General features: G+C 71.1%; 12 protein-coding genes and 2 pseudogenes. 11 read left to right on the forward strand and 3 right to left on the reverse strand.

Annotated elements, in window-relative coordinates; all coding sequences use genetic code 11:
- Positions 1-166: 166 nt before the first annotated feature.
- Positions 167-619: pseudogene (locus tag ACY1JF_RS27480) on the forward strand (IS110 family transposase); the annotation flags it as partial.
- Between the two features lie 307 nt (positions 620-926).
- Here the strand turns inward: ACY1JF_RS27480 and ACY1JF_RS27485 are convergent.
- Positions 927-1,835, reverse strand: a complete 909-nt coding sequence (locus ACY1JF_RS27485; RefSeq protein ID WP_462707960.1) for a LysR family transcriptional regulator — start codon at positions 1,833-1,835, stop codon at positions 927-929.
- Positions 1,836-1,971: 136 nt separating this feature from the next.
- On the opposite strand from ACY1JF_RS27485, the gene ACY1JF_RS27490 reads away from it, so the two are divergent.
- From ACY1JF_RS27490 to ACY1JF_RS27515, 6 genes are all read left to right on the forward strand, one after another.
- Positions 1,972-2,055, forward strand: coding sequence for a putative leader peptide (locus tag ACY1JF_RS27490; protein WP_462707996.1), 84 nt, complete (start codon positions 1,972-1,974; stop codon positions 2,053-2,055).
- Positions 2,056-2,264: 209 nt separating this feature from the next.
- Positions 2,265-3,383, forward strand: coding sequence for a dimethylsulfone monooxygenase SfnG (gene sfnG / locus ACY1JF_RS27495; protein WP_462707961.1), 1,119 nt, complete (start codon positions 2,265-2,267; stop codon positions 3,381-3,383).
- Positions 3,384-3,484: 101 nt separating this feature from the next.
- Positions 3,485-4,702: an acyl-CoA dehydrogenase family protein gene (locus ACY1JF_RS27500; protein WP_462707962.1), complete on the forward strand. Its 1,218-nt coding sequence runs from the start codon at positions 3,485-3,487 to the stop codon at positions 4,700-4,702.
- A 57-nt stretch (positions 4,703-4,759) separates the two neighbouring features.
- A complete protein-coding gene (gene ssuE, locus ACY1JF_RS27505; RefSeq protein ID WP_462707963.1) occupies positions 4,760-5,314 on the forward strand; it encodes an NADPH-dependent FMN reductase in 555 nt (184 codons plus the stop codon).
- Positions 5,315-5,317: 3 nt separating this feature from the next.
- Positions 5,318-6,502: an SfnB family sulfur acquisition oxidoreductase gene (locus ACY1JF_RS27510; RefSeq protein WP_462707964.1), complete on the forward strand. Its 1,185-nt coding sequence runs from the start codon at positions 5,318-5,320 to the stop codon at positions 6,500-6,502.
- 62 nt (positions 6,503-6,564) lie between these two features.
- Positions 6,565-7,707, forward strand: coding sequence for an LLM class flavin-dependent oxidoreductase (locus tag ACY1JF_RS27515; RefSeq protein WP_462707965.1), 1,143 nt, complete (start codon positions 6,565-6,567; stop codon positions 7,705-7,707).
- A gap of 187 nt (positions 7,708-7,894) precedes the next feature.
- On the opposite strand, the pseudogene ACY1JF_RS27520 reads toward ACY1JF_RS27515, so the two are convergent.
- Both ACY1JF_RS27520 and ACY1JF_RS27525 read right to left on the reverse strand, forming a co-directional pair.
- A pseudogene (locus ACY1JF_RS27520) lies at positions 7,895-8,546 on the reverse strand (zinc-binding dehydrogenase); the annotation flags it as partial.
- Between the two features lie 237 nt (positions 8,547-8,783).
- Positions 8,784-9,860 (reverse strand): LacI family DNA-binding transcriptional regulator, encoded by a 1,077-nt coding sequence (locus ACY1JF_RS27525; RefSeq protein WP_462707966.1) that lies wholly within the window; start codon positions 9,858-9,860, stop codon positions 8,784-8,786.
- 593 nt (positions 9,861-10,453) lie between these two features.
- Here ACY1JF_RS27525 and ACY1JF_RS27530 point away from each other — a divergent pair.
- From ACY1JF_RS27530 to ACY1JF_RS27545, 4 genes are all read left to right on the forward strand, one after another.
- The gene (locus ACY1JF_RS27530) at positions 10,454-11,398 is read left to right on the forward strand and encodes a carbohydrate ABC transporter permease (RefSeq protein WP_462707967.1); all 945 of its coding nucleotides are present in this window, start codon (positions 10,454-10,456) and stop codon (positions 11,396-11,398) included.
- Positions 11,388-12,482 carry a carbohydrate ABC transporter permease gene (locus ACY1JF_RS27535; RefSeq protein WP_462707968.1) on the forward strand — a complete coding sequence of 365 codons (1,095 nt, stop codon included), beginning with the start codon at positions 11,388-11,390 and terminating at the stop codon, positions 12,480-12,482. Before ACY1JF_RS27530 ends, ACY1JF_RS27535 begins: the two co-directional genes overlap by 11 nt.
- The gene (locus ACY1JF_RS27540) at positions 12,463-13,650 is read left to right on the forward strand and encodes an ABC transporter substrate-binding protein (protein ID WP_462707997.1); all 1,188 of its coding nucleotides are present in this window, start codon (positions 12,463-12,465) and stop codon (positions 13,648-13,650) included. The genes ACY1JF_RS27535 and ACY1JF_RS27540 overlap by 20 nt, the downstream gene beginning before the upstream one ends.
- Positions 13,651-13,722: 72 nt before the next feature.
- Positions 13,723-15,147, forward strand: coding sequence for a Gfo/Idh/MocA family protein (locus ACY1JF_RS27545; RefSeq protein ID WP_462707969.1), 1,425 nt, complete (start codon positions 13,723-13,725; stop codon positions 15,145-15,147).
- Positions 15,148-15,156 lie beyond the last annotated feature (9 nt).

Here is a 15,156-nt window from a genome sequence, read left to right on the forward strand (position 1 = left end):
TCACCGGGTCCGAGCGGCGCCGTCACAGACGCTGATCACAGGTCCGGCCACCGCCCGGCCGGGCGCAATGCCAGGCCGCTCACGGGCGGCAGGTCTGCATGACGTGGACGCGCGAGAACGCCCCCGACCGCCGAGGCCGGCACGCACCGACGCATGTGGGGACACGGTGATCAGCATCGACGGGGTGGGCGTCTTCCTGGGGCTGGACGTCGGCAAGCAGACGCATCACGGCCACGGCCTGACCCCGGCCGGGAAGAAGGTGTCCGACAAGCAGCTGCCGAACAGCGAACCGAAGCCGCGGGCTGTCTTCGACAAGCTCACGGCCAAATCCGGCACCGTCCTGGTGGTCGTGGACCAGCCCGCCTCCATCGGCGCCCTCCCACTGACCGTCGCCCGCCACACCGGCTGCCAGGTCGCCCACCTGCCCGGACTGGCGATACGACGGATCGCCGGCCTCTACCCGGGCGAGGCCAAGACCGACGCGAAGAACACTGTGGTCATCACGGACGCTGCCCGCACCATGCCCCACACCCTGCGCACCCTCGACCTGACCGATGAGGTCACCGCGGAACTGGCCATGCTGGCCGGCTTCGACCAGGACCTCACAGGCTCGGTCACCGTCTTCTCCGAGGACAATGCCAGCGCGACCGCGTCCCGCTTGAACTCGGCCGTGTACCGCTTGCTCGTGTCGCTCTTCGTGCTCACTTACCCGGACTGCTTCCTCCAGGACCCGACATCCCAGCAAGCGGCTGTCCAACTCAAAGGAGGGACTTCACCCGCAGCCCAACAGGCGTGCCACTCACAAGTGAAGCTGACCGAGCCCCAGCCTACGCCCATCGTGCGCACGGGTGCGGTCCGCCGCGCGGCTGTCGAGACGGTCCTGGAGAAGCTACCCGCGCTGCCCCTTCGTTCCGCGTGTTCAAGTGTCAAGCGGCGCCGTCCAGTTCGCGGGCCCGGTGAACGAACGCCTCGTGCAGGTCCTGCGCGGCCTGTGGCACGGAGTCCGCCTTGCGGCGCTGGAGCGTGAGCAGAACCCGGGGGACGTCACCGGCGAGCGGACGGTAGGTGATGGTGCCGATCCGCTGCAAGGGGTCGCCGACCACGCTGAAGTCCGGCAGGACGGTCACCCCGAGCCCTTCGGCCACCATCAGCTTGCCCATCTCCGCGCCGTCCGTCGAGTAGGAGAAGGCCGGGACCGCGCCGCCCAGCAGCCGGTGTACCAGGCGGTGCATGACGTAACCGGAGCGCATCGCGACCAGCGGCTCCGCCAACAGGTCCGGGACGGTCACGACGGAGCGCGAGGCGAGCGGACTGTCGGGCCGCATGCACACCACGGGCCGGCCCCGCAGCAGCCGGGTGGAGTCCAGGCCGGCGGGTATGTCGTCGCCCTCGAGGTGGTTGACGAGTCCGAGGTCGAAGGCACCCTCGGACAGGGCCCGCTGGATCTCCATCTGCTGCGCCCCCACCACCTCGACCTGGGTCAACGGATGCTCCGCCCGGAACGTCCGCACCGCCGGCACGAGCAGCGACACGGTGGCCGCGTTCACCGTGCCGACCCGCACCATGCGGCTGATCCGGTGCTGCTCCCCGGCCGCGGCGCGCAGCCGGTCCACCGCCTCCAGCACCCGCACGATGTGCGGCAGCAGCTCCCTGCCCTCCGCGCTCATCGTCGCCCCGGACCGCTTGCGGTCCAGGAGGTCGACTCCCAGCTCCCGTTCCAGGTTCCGGACGGTCTCGCTCAGTGCGGGCTGCGAAAGACGCAATTCCTCCGCCGCCCGGCGCAGCGAACCGAGCCGGGTCACCGCGGCTATGTATTCGAGCTGTTCGGTTCGCATTCCGTCATCGTGCGTGCGAATTGACGGGCCGTTCAAGGGTTTCCCTGTCACAGGTTCGTGAAATCCCATGGTCAGCGGCCTGGAATGAGTTGGGTTTCCCTTGACGGCCCGTGCGGTGGCCTGCCACCATCGACGCATGAAGAAGCGACTGGGACTCACGCGGCGACGCCATGTCGACCTCGCACGCGTCTCCAGCGCCTCCTGTCGCGCCGCGGCCTGATCTGCGATCCGCCGCCTTCTTCCACCACGTTCGTACCGGCTGACCGGCTCACCCGCCCGCTGAGCGACCGGCCCGGCCCCGGCGCGGCGTGCCGTCACAGGCCGGCCCGGCTCCCCTGGTGGATCCGCGCCATAAGCCCTGCCCCGCGCTCTGCCCCGAGCCCACGCATATCACCCGTGCATTCTCATGTACCGTAACAGGAGTTCCACATGCCCGCGCCCGTGAAATTCGCCTACTGGGTACCCAATGTCAGCGGCGGTCTGGTCACCAGCACCATCGAACAGCGCACCGACTGGGGATACGAATACAATCGGGAACTCGCCGTGCTCGCCGAGAACAACGGATTCGAGTACGCCCTCAGTCAGGTCCGGTACATGGCCAGTTACGGCGCCGAGTACCAGCACGAGTCGACCAGCTTCAGCCTGGCCCTGCTGCTCGCCACCGAGCGGCTGAAGGTCATCGCCGCCGTGCACCCCGGTCTGTGGCATCCCGGCGTCCTCGCCAAGCTCGGCGCCACCGCCGACCACCTCTCCCGGGGCCGCTTCGCCGTGAACGTCGTCAGCGGCTGGTTCAAGGGGGAGTTCACGGCGCTCGGTGAGCCCTGGCTGGAGCACGACGAACGCTACCGGCGCGCCGAGGAGTTCATCCAAGCCCTGCGCCAGATCTGGACGGAGGACCACACCGAGCTGGCCGGCGACTTCTACCGGCTGCGCGACTTCTCCCTCAAGCCCAAACCGCTCAACACCCCCGAGCGTCCGCACCCCGAGATCTTCCAGGGCGGCAACTCCACCGCGGCCCGTGCCATGGCCGGACGGGTCTCCGACTGGTACTTCTCCAACGGCAGGGACTTCGACGGCGTCGTCGAGCAGCTCAACGACGTCCGCGCCGCCGCCCTCCAGGCCGGACGCACCGCACCGAGGTTCGGCCTGAACGGCTTCCTCATCGCCCGGGACACCGAGGCCGAGGCCCGCGACACGCTGCGCGAGATCGTCGCCAAGGCGGACCGGGAGGCCGTGGACGGCTTCGGCGCCGCGGTCAAGCAGGCCGGGCGGTCCACCGCCGACGGCAAGGGTATGTGGGAGGACTCCGCCTTCGAGGACCTCGTCCAGTACAACGACGGTTTCCGCACCGGTCTGATCGGCACCCCCGAGCAGGTCGCCGAGCGGATCGTCGCGTACCGCAGGCTCGGCGTCGACCTGCTGCTGCTCGGCTTCCTCCACTACCACGAGGAGGTCGCCTACTTCGGCGAGCGGGTGCTGCCGCTGGTGCGCGAGCTGGAGGCGCAGCTCGGCGACGACGAGCCGGAGCCCGTGACCGTATCCGCCTGACCGTCCGTACCCGAACCACGTCCGCCAGCCATCTCCACCGCCCGCCTACACCGACCACGCCCACCCGCCGCAACAACGCGCACCACGAAAGAGGTCACCGCATGAGCACCTCCGTCCTCCCCGACTGGGCGACCCGTCCCGTCCCGCGAAACGCCGAGGAGTGGATCGCCCGCGCCACCGAGGTCGCCTCGGTCCTCGCCACCGACGCCGCCGCCCGCGACCGGGCCGGTGCCACCCCCTACGCCGAGGTCCAGCTGTTGAAGGACTCCGGCCTGGTCACCCTGCTGGGCCCGGTCGAACACGGAGGCGCGGGGGAGAACTGGATCACCGCCTACCGGGTGGTCCGCGAGGTCGCCAAGGCCGACGGCTCCATCGGCCAGCTCCTGGGCTACCACTACCTGTGGAACTGGGCGGCCCGGCTGGTCGGCACGCGTGAGCAGTGGGAGCACGTCGAGGCCGAGGCCGCCCGCAACCGTTGGTTCTTCGGCGGGGCCGTCAACCCGCGGGACACGGACGTCGTCGTGACCGAGGACGGCGACGAGCTGGTGTTCACCGGCCGCAAGACGTTCTCCACGGGCAGCAAGGTCTCCGACGTCACCGTCCTGGAAGGTGTCTTCGAGGGCACCGACCGGCACGTCTTCGCGATCGTGCCCTCCGACAGCCCGGGCCTGACCTTCCACGACGACTGGGACAACATCGGCCAGCGGCTCACCGAGAGCGGCGGGGTCACCCTCGACGGGGTCCGCACCCCCTGGTCGTCGGCGGCCGGCTACGTCGACGGCGAGTTCACCCCCCGCGTCTACAACACCCTCAACGTCCCCACCATCCAGCTGGTCTTCGTCAGCTTCTACCTCGGCATCGCGGGCGGTGCCCTGCAGACCGCGGCCACCTACACCCGGGAGAAGTCCCGGTCCTGGCTGCACGGCGGTTACGACCGCGCCGTCGACGAGCCGTACGTCATCGACACCTACGGCGACCTCACCTCGAAACTGTGGGCGGTGGAAGCCCTCGCCGACGCCGTCGCCGCCGAGGGCCAGCGGCTGCACGACGACCCCGACGCGGTCACCGAACAGGCGCGCGGCGAGTTCGAGGTCCGGGTGGCCGCGGTCAAGGCCCGTGCCACCGATGTCGCCCTGGAGATCTCCAGCCGGATCTTCGAGGTCACCGGCGCCCGCTCCACCGCCACCGCCGAGGGCCTGGACCGCTTCTGGCGCAACGTCCGCACCCACACCCTGCACGACCCCGTCGCCTACAAGCGGCACGAGGTCGGCCGCTGGGTTCTCGAGGGCACGCTGCCCGAGCCCACCTGGTACTCCTGACCGCCACGGGGCGCCGCACCCGGGTGCGGCGCCCCGCCTTCCCGAATCGAGAAGCCCATGGCCACCGTCCTGTCCGTCTCCGGCAGCCCCTCCGCCTCCTCCCGCACCAACCGCCTGCTGCGCCACCTCGACCGGCGGCTGACCGCCCAGGGCCACCAGGTGATCCCGCTCGACGTCCGTGCGATCCCCGGTGAGGCCCTGCTCGGCGCGGACTTCCGGCATCCCGCGATCGTCGAGATCACCGAGTTGTTCGCGGCGGCGGACGGGGTCGTGGTCGGCACCCCCGTGTACAAAGCCTCCTACTCCGGGGTGCTGAAGGCGCTGCTGGACCTGCTCCCGCAGTACGCGCTGGCCGACAAGACCGTGCTGCCGCTGGCCACCGGCGGGTCCACCGCGCACGTCCTCGCCGTCGACTATGCGCTGCGGCCGGTGCTCAGCTCGATGGGCGCCGCGCACATCGTGCAGGGCTGGTTCACCCTCGACACGGACATCACCGTGGACGAGGACGGCTCCGTGACCGTCGCTCCGGCCGGCGCGGCGGCGCTGAGCCGGGTCGTGGACCAGTTCTCCGCGGCCCTGCACCGTACTCCCCTGCTGACTTCGGCGGGCTGAGCCATGACCGCACACGTCATCGCCGACGACGCCGAGGCCCTCAAGGTCGCCGCGGCACTGGCCGAGGAGTTCCGGACGGGTGCCGCCGAGCGCGACGCCGAGCGCCGGCTGCCGCGCGCCGAACTCGACCGGCTCTCCAGGTCAGGTCTGCTCGCCGTCACCGTCCCCGCGGAGCACGGCGGCGCCGACGTCTCGGCCGTCACCCTCGCCGAGGTCTTCCGGCTGCTGGCCACCGCCGACGCCAGCATCGCGCAGATCCCGCAGAGCCACTTCGCCTACGTCAACGTCATCCGCCGCCAGGGCACCGCCGAACAGCAGGCGTTCTTCTCCGCCGAACTCCTCGCCGGGCGGCGGCTGGGCAACGCCCAGTCGGAGGCGGGCACCCGGCACGTCCAGGACTTCCGTACCCGCCTGACGCCCCGGCCGGACGGCTTCTTCCTCCTGAGCGGCGTCAAGAACTACTGCACCGGCGCCCTGTTCGCCCACTGGATCCCCGTCCTGGCCCTCGCCGAGGACGACCGGCTGCACGTGGCCTACGTGCCGAGCGAGGCGCCGGGGGTCACGGTCGTGGACGACTGGGACGGCCTCGGCCAGCGCACGAGCGCCAGCGGCACCGTACGGCTGGCGGACGTGATCGTTCCCGCCGACCGGGTCCTGCCCCACCACCTCACCTTCGAGGGGCCGCAACTGCACGGCGCCGTCGCACAGTTGCTGCACGCCGCGATCGACGCCGGCATCGCCCGGGGAGCACTCGACGAGGCGGCCGGCTTTGTCCGCACGAAGAGCCGCCCCTGGTTCGAGAGCGGTCTGGAGACGGCCGCCGAGGATCCCCTGCTGATCCAGCGCTTCGGTGAACTCGCCATCGGGGTACGGGCGGCAGAGGCGCTGCTGCGGGAAGCGGCGCGTACCGTGGATGCCGCCCGTGCCGACCTGACCGACGACACGGCGGCGGCCGCGTCGATCGCCGTGGCCACCGCCAAGGTCCAGGCCGCGCAGAGCGCGGTGGAGGTCGCGAACGCCCTCTTCGAGGTCTCCGGCACCCGGTCGGCGCTCGCCTCCCTCAACCTGCACCGTCACTGGCGCGACGCCCGCACCCACACCCTGCACGACCCGGTGCGCTGGAAGATCCAGCACATCGGACGCCACGTCCTCACCGGCGCCCGGCCGCCCCGCCACGGCCTGCTGTGACCTCCTCGCCCGAGACGCGCCCGGCCGGCGCGGCCCTACTGCTTCCCCACACGGAGACCGACGTGTCCCTCACCTTCCACTGGTTCCTGCCCACCAACGGAGACAGCCGCGACGTCGTCGGCGGCGGCCACGGCACGCCCGCCAGGTCCCTGGGCCGGAGCCGGCCGCCGACGGTCGCCTACCTGAGCCAGATCGCCCGCGCCGCCGAGAGCCTGGGCTTCGAGGGTGCGCTCACCCCGACCGGCGCCTGGTGCGAGGACGCCTGGCTGACCACCGCGATGGTCGCCCAGCACAGCGAGCGGCTGAAGTTCCTGGTCGCCTTCCGCCCCGGCCTGACCTCCCCCACGCTCGCCGCGCAGATGGCCGCCACCTTCCAGCAGCAGACCGGAGGCCGGCTCCTGCTCAACGTCGTCACCGGCGGCGAGAGCCACGAACAGCGCGCCTACGGCGACTTCCTCGGCAAGGACGACCGCTACCGCCGTACCGGGGAGTTCCTGGAGATCGTCCGGGCCCTGTGGGAGGGCAGGACCGTCGACGCGCACGGTGAGCATCTGCGGGTCCAGGACGCGAGACTGGCCAGGTTGCCCGACCCGGTGCCCGAGGTGTACTTCGGCGGTTCCTCGCCGATCGCGGGCGACATCGCGGCCCGGCACAGCGACGTGTACCTCACCTGGGGCGAGCCGCCGGCCCAGGTCGCCGAGAAGATCGCCTGGGTGCGCGGCCTCGCGGCGGCCCAGGGGCGCACCGTGCGTTTCGGCATCCGGTTGCACGTCATCACCCGGGACACCTCCGAACAGGCGTGGGCCGAGGCCCGCCGCCTGCTGGCCGGATTCGACGAGGCCACCGTGCGGTCCGTGCAGACGGGACTGGCCCGCAGCGAGTCCGAGGGCCAGAAGCGCATGCTGGCCCTGCACGGGGGCAGCACCGACCGGCTGGAGATCCACCCCAACCTGTGGGCCGGCATCGGCCTGGTGCGGGGTGGAGCGGGCACCTCCCTGGTCGGCAGCCACGAGGAGGTCACCGAACGGATCAGGGAGTACGCCGCTCTGGGCATCGAGGAGTTCGTGCTCTCCGGCTACCCCCACCTGGAGGAGGCGTACTGGTTCGGTGAGGGCGTCCTGCCCCGACTGGCCGCGGCGGGGCTGTGGACACCCCCGCCCGGCACGCCCGCCACCGCTGCCGCCAGCGTGCCGTTCGCCGGCTGACCGTGCCGGGGCGGCCACGCCCGCACGGCTGAATCGGTCGTCCGCGCGACAGGCACGGCTTCGGGCCCGTGGAGGCCGGCATGGTGTCCGGCAGTGAGTTGTTGTCGGGCGAGGCGGGCGGCCTACGGGGTCCCAGGACGTGCTTCTCCAACCGCAGACGCGGGGGAAAGGTACTGCACGCACCGGGTCAGCTTGCGGACGGGACTTCCGTACGGTCTCGCACGATGATCTTGCCGAACTTCTCACCGCGCAGCATTCCCAGGAACGCGTCCACGATGTGCTCGAAGCCGTCGACCACCGTCTCGTCCAGAGCGAGCCGCCCGCTCCTCAGGTGTGGCACCGCGAACTCGTACAGCTCTTCCCGCACATCACGGCAGTCGCGGTCCAAGCAGCCCTCCATGCGGAGGCTCTTCTCCACGATATCCGCGTAGTCGAAGCGCGGCGACGTACGAGGGGTGTTGTACTGGCTGGTCGTGCCGACGCGGACGATGCGCCCGAACTCGCGCAGTGCTCCCACCGCCGCGGCCAGTTGCTCGCCGCCGACGTTGTCGACGAACACGTCGATGCCGCCTGGCGCGACCTTGCCGAGCAGGTCGGCGGCGGTTGTTCCGTCCTGGTAGTCGAAGACGGCGTCATAACCCACGTCCCGCGTGAGGCGGCCGGCCTTCTCCGCCGGTCCCGCGCTGTCCACGAGCCGTCGGCGCCGAGCAGTCCGGCGAACCGCCCGGCCGCCGTGCCACCCCGCCCGCCGCTGCCGGCACGAACAGGTCCTCGTCTTCCTGGAGCCGGGCGATCGGGGTGAGGCCCGCATAGGCGGTCGGACCGGTGCCGCCGTTCACCACTCCTGTGCGGCGGTCAGGATCCGCCCTGCGGAAACCGGCGCCGTCGACGACGGCGGGTAGGGCAGGAGCTCTGGTCGCCGGCCCGGCCCGGCCGGGTCGGTGCAGGTGGACGACGCGCGGGTGACCGGCCGCACGGAGCGGGGCGACGGCGACCTTCTCCACGACAGCTCGATGCCCGGCGGGGCTGCGGGGAGCGGTGCCCGCGGCCGACGCCGCGGGAGGTTCCGCGAGGGCCTATCGGCCGGGAGGCGCGGTCGACTCCCGCCACACCACCTGGGTGATCGGGCCGTCGTCCGCAGGCTCCGGCTCCCCGCGCAGTACGGCCAGCAGCCGCCCGACGGCACGCCGGCCGAGGCGCTCGTGGTCGACCCTGACGCTGGTGAGCGAGGGCATCATCACGGCGCCGAGCGGATTGTCGTCCCAGCCGGTGACGCTGAGGTCCTCCGGCACGCGCCAGCCGCGCTCCAGGGCGCCGCGGACGGCGCCGGCCGCCAGCAGGTCGTTCGCGCCGATCACCGCGGTGACGCCGCTGTCGGCCGGGAGGTCCAGGATGCCGCGGCGCGCGGTCTTTGCGGACCAGGCGCACTCCAGCACGGCGTACGACTCCAGCCCCAGGCGCGCGATCGTCTCCAGGTAGACCTGGCGGCGGGAACGGGCCGAGGTGTGCGCGGGGTCCCCGGCCAGGTGGACGAAGCGCCGGTGCCCCTGCCGCGCCAGGTGCTCGACGATCTCCGCCGTCGTGGTGGCGTCGGCGAGTTCCCCGATGCTGCGCATCCGGTCGTCGTACTCGGCGCAGACCACGATGGGGATACCGCCGCTCAGCGCCCGTTCGGGGAGGGCGGGCAGCGGCGTCAGGGCGAGGATGCCCTCGAAGACGCCGTAGTCGGCGAGTTCGAGGACGCGACGGTCCCGGGACTCCATGGGGTCGCCCAGGATGACGACCTCGACGTCGTACCCGGCCTCGCGGGCCGCCTCGGTGGCGCCGGAGAACAGTTCCAGGGAGCTGATCGCGGTCCCGGAGGGCATGAGGACCGCCAGCCGGCCGGTCTTGCGGTTGCGCATGGCCCTGGCCGCCAGGTTGGGCCGGTAGTCGAGCTGGGTGATGGCCAGCCGGATGCGCTCCTGCAACGCCTGGTTGATCGTGCTGTCGGACCGCAGGTAGCGCGAGACCGTCTGGTGCGACACCCCTGCCAGCCGTGCGACCTCTCTGATCGTCGGCCGCCGCGTCGGCGCTTGACCACTCACCCGGTCGGTCCCCCCCTGTCCAGTCGCGGCACGGTTCGTGGGCTGTCCACAGCCCGCCGCCGACACCCGCTCCCCCTGGGGGGCGGGGCACGTCGGGCTCCGAGGCTACCAATACGCCCGTCTTCCGTTCACCGCTTGGTGATCGTTCACTCATGGGAGTGCACTGGTTGATGCGCGGAGGATTGACGGCTCATGGGAGCGCCCCTAGGGTCTCCCTCGCGTTCGGGTGACCGTTCACTACCGATCCACTGAGCACTGCCCCGACCCGCAAGCACGGTGATTCCCGCACCCCTGTCCGGCTTCGCTCCGGCCGAGCGCTCCCTCGGCCGGCACCTGGCAAAGGCCGCCCGCCGCGGTGTCCGCCGACGGGAGCGGCATGTCGGTGTATTGCCCGGCCGCTGCTCCACGAGCGCACCCGGCGGTCCGGCACACCCGTCCCCGCCCGTTCCGCCGCGCGCCTTCCCCGCTCACCACCTCCCTCCACCCGCAACCCGCCCTCCCCGCCAGGCTGGACGAGCCTGCCCTTCCCGAAGGATGAGAGCCGTGAACGACCATCCGGTGCCGAGCACCCGAGAACCGCTCACCCCAGGCCCCGTCGCGTCCCGTCGGCGCTCCGCGCGTCCCTCGCCCCGCACCACTGGGTGTGAGGGGACCGCGCCGTGAGCATCGCCGGACTCCGCCGTGCCTCCGCGCGGCGCCCGCGGGAGCTGTCCCGCACCGAGCGCCGGTCGGGGAAGCGGGACGACAAGGCGGCGGCCGTCTTCCTGCTGCCGTGGACGATCGGGCTGGTGGGTCTGACCGCCGGCCCGATGCTGGTCTCGCTCTACTTGGCCTTCACCGACTACAACCTGCTCCAGGACGCCCGCTTCACGGGCCTGGACAACATCACGCACATGGTGCACGACACCCGTCTGCACCAGTCCCTGAAAGTCACCTTCAGCTACGTGGCGTTCGGGGTGCCCTTGCAACTCGCCGTCGCCCTGGGGCTGGCCCTGGCGCTGGACCGCGGGCTGCGCGGCCTGGCCTTCTACCGCTCCGCGCTGTACCTGCCGTCCCTGCTCGGCGGCAGTGTCGCCATCGCGGTGCTGTGGCGGGTCGTCTTCGGCGACGACGGTCTGGTCAACGACGTCCTCAGGGTGTTCGGCGTCGCCTCGCGCAGCTGGGTGGGCGATCCGGGCACCGCCCTGGGCACCGTGATCCTGCTGCACGTGTGGACCTTCGGCTCCCCCATGGTGATCTTCCTGGCCGGGTTGCGTCAGATACCCCGTGAGTACTACGAGGCCGCGTCCACGGACGGAGCCTCCGTCTGGCGGCAGTTCCGGTCGATCACCCTGCCGCTGCTGACACCGATGATCTTCTTCAACCTGGTGCTCGGCGTCATCGGCTCCTTCCAGTCCTTCACCCAGGCGTTCGTCGTCTCGGGCGGCACCGGCGGGCCGGCCGACTCCACCCTCTTCTACACGCTCTACCTCTACCAGGAAGGCTTCGGTTCCTTCCGGATGGGTTACGCCTCCGCGCTCGCCTGGCTGCTGCTGGTCATCGTCGGAGTCTTCACCGCCATCAACTTCTGGGCCTCGAAGTACTGGGTGTTCTATGACGACTGACAACCTGCCCCATGACCTCGCGGTGGCACCGGCCACCGCGGCCCCCGTACGCCGACGCAGGCTGCGCCGCGCCTCCCCCGTCCTGCGGCACGCGCTCTTCATCGCCATGGTGGTCGTGGCGCTGTACCCGGTGCTGTGGATGGCGGTCAGTTCCCTGCGTCCGGACGACTCCATATTCACCGACTCCGGCATCTTCCTGGACACGTTCGCCGTCGAGAACTACGGCAACGGCTGGAGCGCGCTGACCCACCCCTTCGGTACGTACCTGGTCAATTCGGCGGTGGTGGTGCTCGGCGCGGTCATCGGCAACCTGCTCGCCTGCTCCATGACCGCCTACGCCTTCGCCCGGCTGAGCTTCCGCTTCAAGCGAACCGCCTTCGCGGTCATGCTGCTCACCATCATGCTGCCGATCCACGTGGTGATCGTGCCGCAGTACGTGCTCTTCGCCCAGCTCGGCTGGATCAACAGCTTCCTGCCGCTGGTCGTGCCGAAGTTCCTCGCCACGGACGGGTTCTTCATCTTCCTGATGGTCCAGTTCATCCGCGGTCTGCCGCGCGAGCTGGACGAGGCCGCCCGGATCGACGGGGCCGGCCACCCGAGGATCTTCCTGCGCATCATCCTGCCGCTGATGACGCCGACCCTGGCGACCGCGGCAATCTTCACGTTCATCTGGACCTGGGGTGACTTCTTCACCCAGCTGATCTTCCTGACCGACCCCGCCATGTACACGGTCCCGGTCGCCCTGCGGTCGTTCGTGGACGCCCAGTCGGACTCGTCGTACGGGTCGCTGTTCGCCATGAGCGTCCTGTCCGTCATCCCGGTCCTGCTGGCCTTCGCCTTCGGCCAGCGCTACCTCATCCGTGGCATCGCCACGACCGGCGGCAGGTGGGCGCGGCCCGCTCACCGTCATCGCGAAAGGAAGAGACATGGTGTTCCAGCGCACGGGCCGCGCAGTGGCCCGCACGCTCCTGGCCGCCGCACTGGCCGCCCTCGCCCTCACCGGCTGCGCGGTCGGCAAGGACACCGGCCCCGACCGGCTGAGCGAGGGCCCAGTCACTCTCCGTCTGGACTGGTGGGGCAGTGACGAACGGCAACGGCTCACAGCGGAAGCAGTCCGGCTCTTCGAAGAGAAGTACCCCCGGATCGACGTCGAGCTGGAGTACTCCGACTGGACCGGCTACTGGGACCGGCTGGCCACCATGGCGGCGGCCGGAAACCCGCCGGACGTCATCCAGATGGACCAGCTCTACCTGTCCTCGTACGCCGGCCGCGGAGCCCTCCTCGACCTGGACGAGTCCAAGTACCTCGACCGGGACCGGCTCTCCGCGAAGGTGCTCGACACCGGCCGCTACAAGGGCACCCTGTACGCGGTCCCGAGCACCGTCACCGTCACCGGGATCGCCGTCAACACCACGATCCTCGACCGGCTCGGCCTCGAACTGCCCGACACCCGGACCTGGACCTGGGACGACTACGACGCCTTCGCGGGGGAGATCGCCCGCGCCTCCGGCGGCGAGGTCGCCGGCACGATGCCGCTCACCGGCCAGGCGGTGCTGGAGATCTTCGCCCGCCAGCGCGGCGACCAAGTCTTCAGCGCCGACGGCCGTGTCGCCCTGCCGGCGAAGACCCTGATCGCCTTCTGGAACAGCAACACACGGCTGATCAAGGCCAAGGCCACGCTGAGCGCCTCCCGACTGGCGGACGCCGCCGCACTCCCCCTCGACCAGTCACCGCTCGCCACCGGCAAGACCGCGATGTCCCCCGTCTTCGCCAACCAGCTCTCCGCCTACGCCGCGGCCAGCGGAGGAGACACGTTCACCATGGTCGGCCTTCCCTCCGACCCGGGGAGCGCAGCCAGGAGCCAGTACGTCAAGTCGTCGCAGTACTGGTCGGTGTCGGCCCAGACCCAGCACCCCTCGGAGGCCGCCCTGCTGGTCAACTTCCTCACCGGCGACGAGCAAGCCGCCAGAATCCTCGGAGTCGAGCGCGGGCTGCCGGCCGTCCCGGCCCTGCGCGACACGATCCGCGCCTCCCTCACCCCGGAAGACCGGAAGGCAGCCGCGTTCGTCGAGTCGGTCGAGAACGGCCCGGTCGGCTCGCCCCCCGCCATCACGCCTACGGGCGCCAGTGACTTCGAGACCGCCCTCACCAGGTACGGGCAGGAGGTCATGTTCGGCCAGCGGACGGCCGACGACGCGGCCAGGGCTTTCCTCAAGGAAACCGCGGACAAGATCTACTCCGCCGGAGGCTGACCCGCTCCTGACCGTCCCGCGCACACCCCCATCACACGCCCACGCACCACCCACCATGTCATGGAGTCACACATGCTCACGGGTTCCGCCCCGTCCGCCCGCTCCCTGCCCCGGCAGGAAGGCGGGAACCGCCCACGCCGCTACGCCGTTTACGGCACCGGGCACCGGGCCTCGATGTACATCGACGCGATGCTGCACGACTTCGCCGACGTGGCCGAGCCCGTCGCCTGGTGCGATCCCAACGACACCCGCATGAGCCACTACACCACCCTGGCCCGGGCGGCCGGCCGTGCCCCGGCGCACTACCACCCCGACCAGTTGGAGGCGATGCTCCGCCGGGAGCGGATCGACGTCCTCATCGTCTGCTCCCCCGACCACACCCACGCCGACGCCGTCCGCACGGCCCTGCGCGCCGGGGCCGACGTCGTCTGCGAGAAGCCGCTGACCATCGACGAGGCGGGCCTGCGCGCCATCGAGGAAGCGGCGGCCGGCTCCGAGGACCGGCTCACCGTCACCTTCAACTACCGTTACTCGCCCCGCAACTCGGCCCTCAAGCAGGTCATCGCGGACGGTGCGATCGGCAAGGTGCTCTCCGTCCACTTCGAGTGGCTCCTCGACACCGTGCACGGGGCGGACTACTTCCGCCGCTGGCACCGGCAGAAGTCATCCTCCGGCGGACTCGCCGTACACAAGGCCACCCACCACTTCGACCTGGTCAACTGGTGGCTCGACGACACGCCCCGCACCGTCCACGCCCTGGGCGGCCTGCGGTTCTACGGCGACCAGGGCGCCGGCCGCCCGGCAGGTCCGCGCCCGGCCCTGGGCCGCGACGCCGCCGCCGACGACCCCTACGGGTTCGACATGTCCGGTGACGACCACCTGCGCAGCCTCTATCTGGACGCCGAAGCGGAAGACGGATACCTGCGCGACCGCGACGTCTTCGACCAAGACATCGACATCGAGGACACCCTCAGCGTCCTCGTCGGCTACCGCGGCGGCTGCTCCATGGCCTACTCCCTGACCGCCCACAGCCCCTGGGAGGGCTACCGCGTCAGCGTCAACGGCTCCCGCGGCCGGGCCGAACTGGAGGTGGTCGAACGCGCCCACGTGGCGTCGGGAGCGGCCTCGGACCTCCTCGCCTGGCGCACCGGTGTTCCCGACGACGCGCCTCCCGCGCGCCCCGCCGTCGACCCGAGCGTCGCCCCCGGCTCCGGCCCCGCCGCCGACGGTACCCGCACCGAAGGCAGCCGGTTCGTCGTCCAACAGCACTGGGGCATCGCGCGGGAGATCCCCATCGAGGAGAACAGCGGAGGACACGGCGGCGGTGACGGTCTGCTGCTCGTGGACGTCTTCCGCGGCGCGGGCGAAGACCCGCTCCGGAGGCGGGCCAGCTACGAGGACGGGCTGCACAGTGTCGCCGTCGGTGTCGCCGTCAACCGCAGCCTGCGCACCGGGCGCCCCGTGCGCATCACCGACCTGGGCCTGGGCCGAGGATGAGGCCGGCTC

The organism is Streptomyces sp. SYSU D01066-1 (assembly GCF_054956795.1).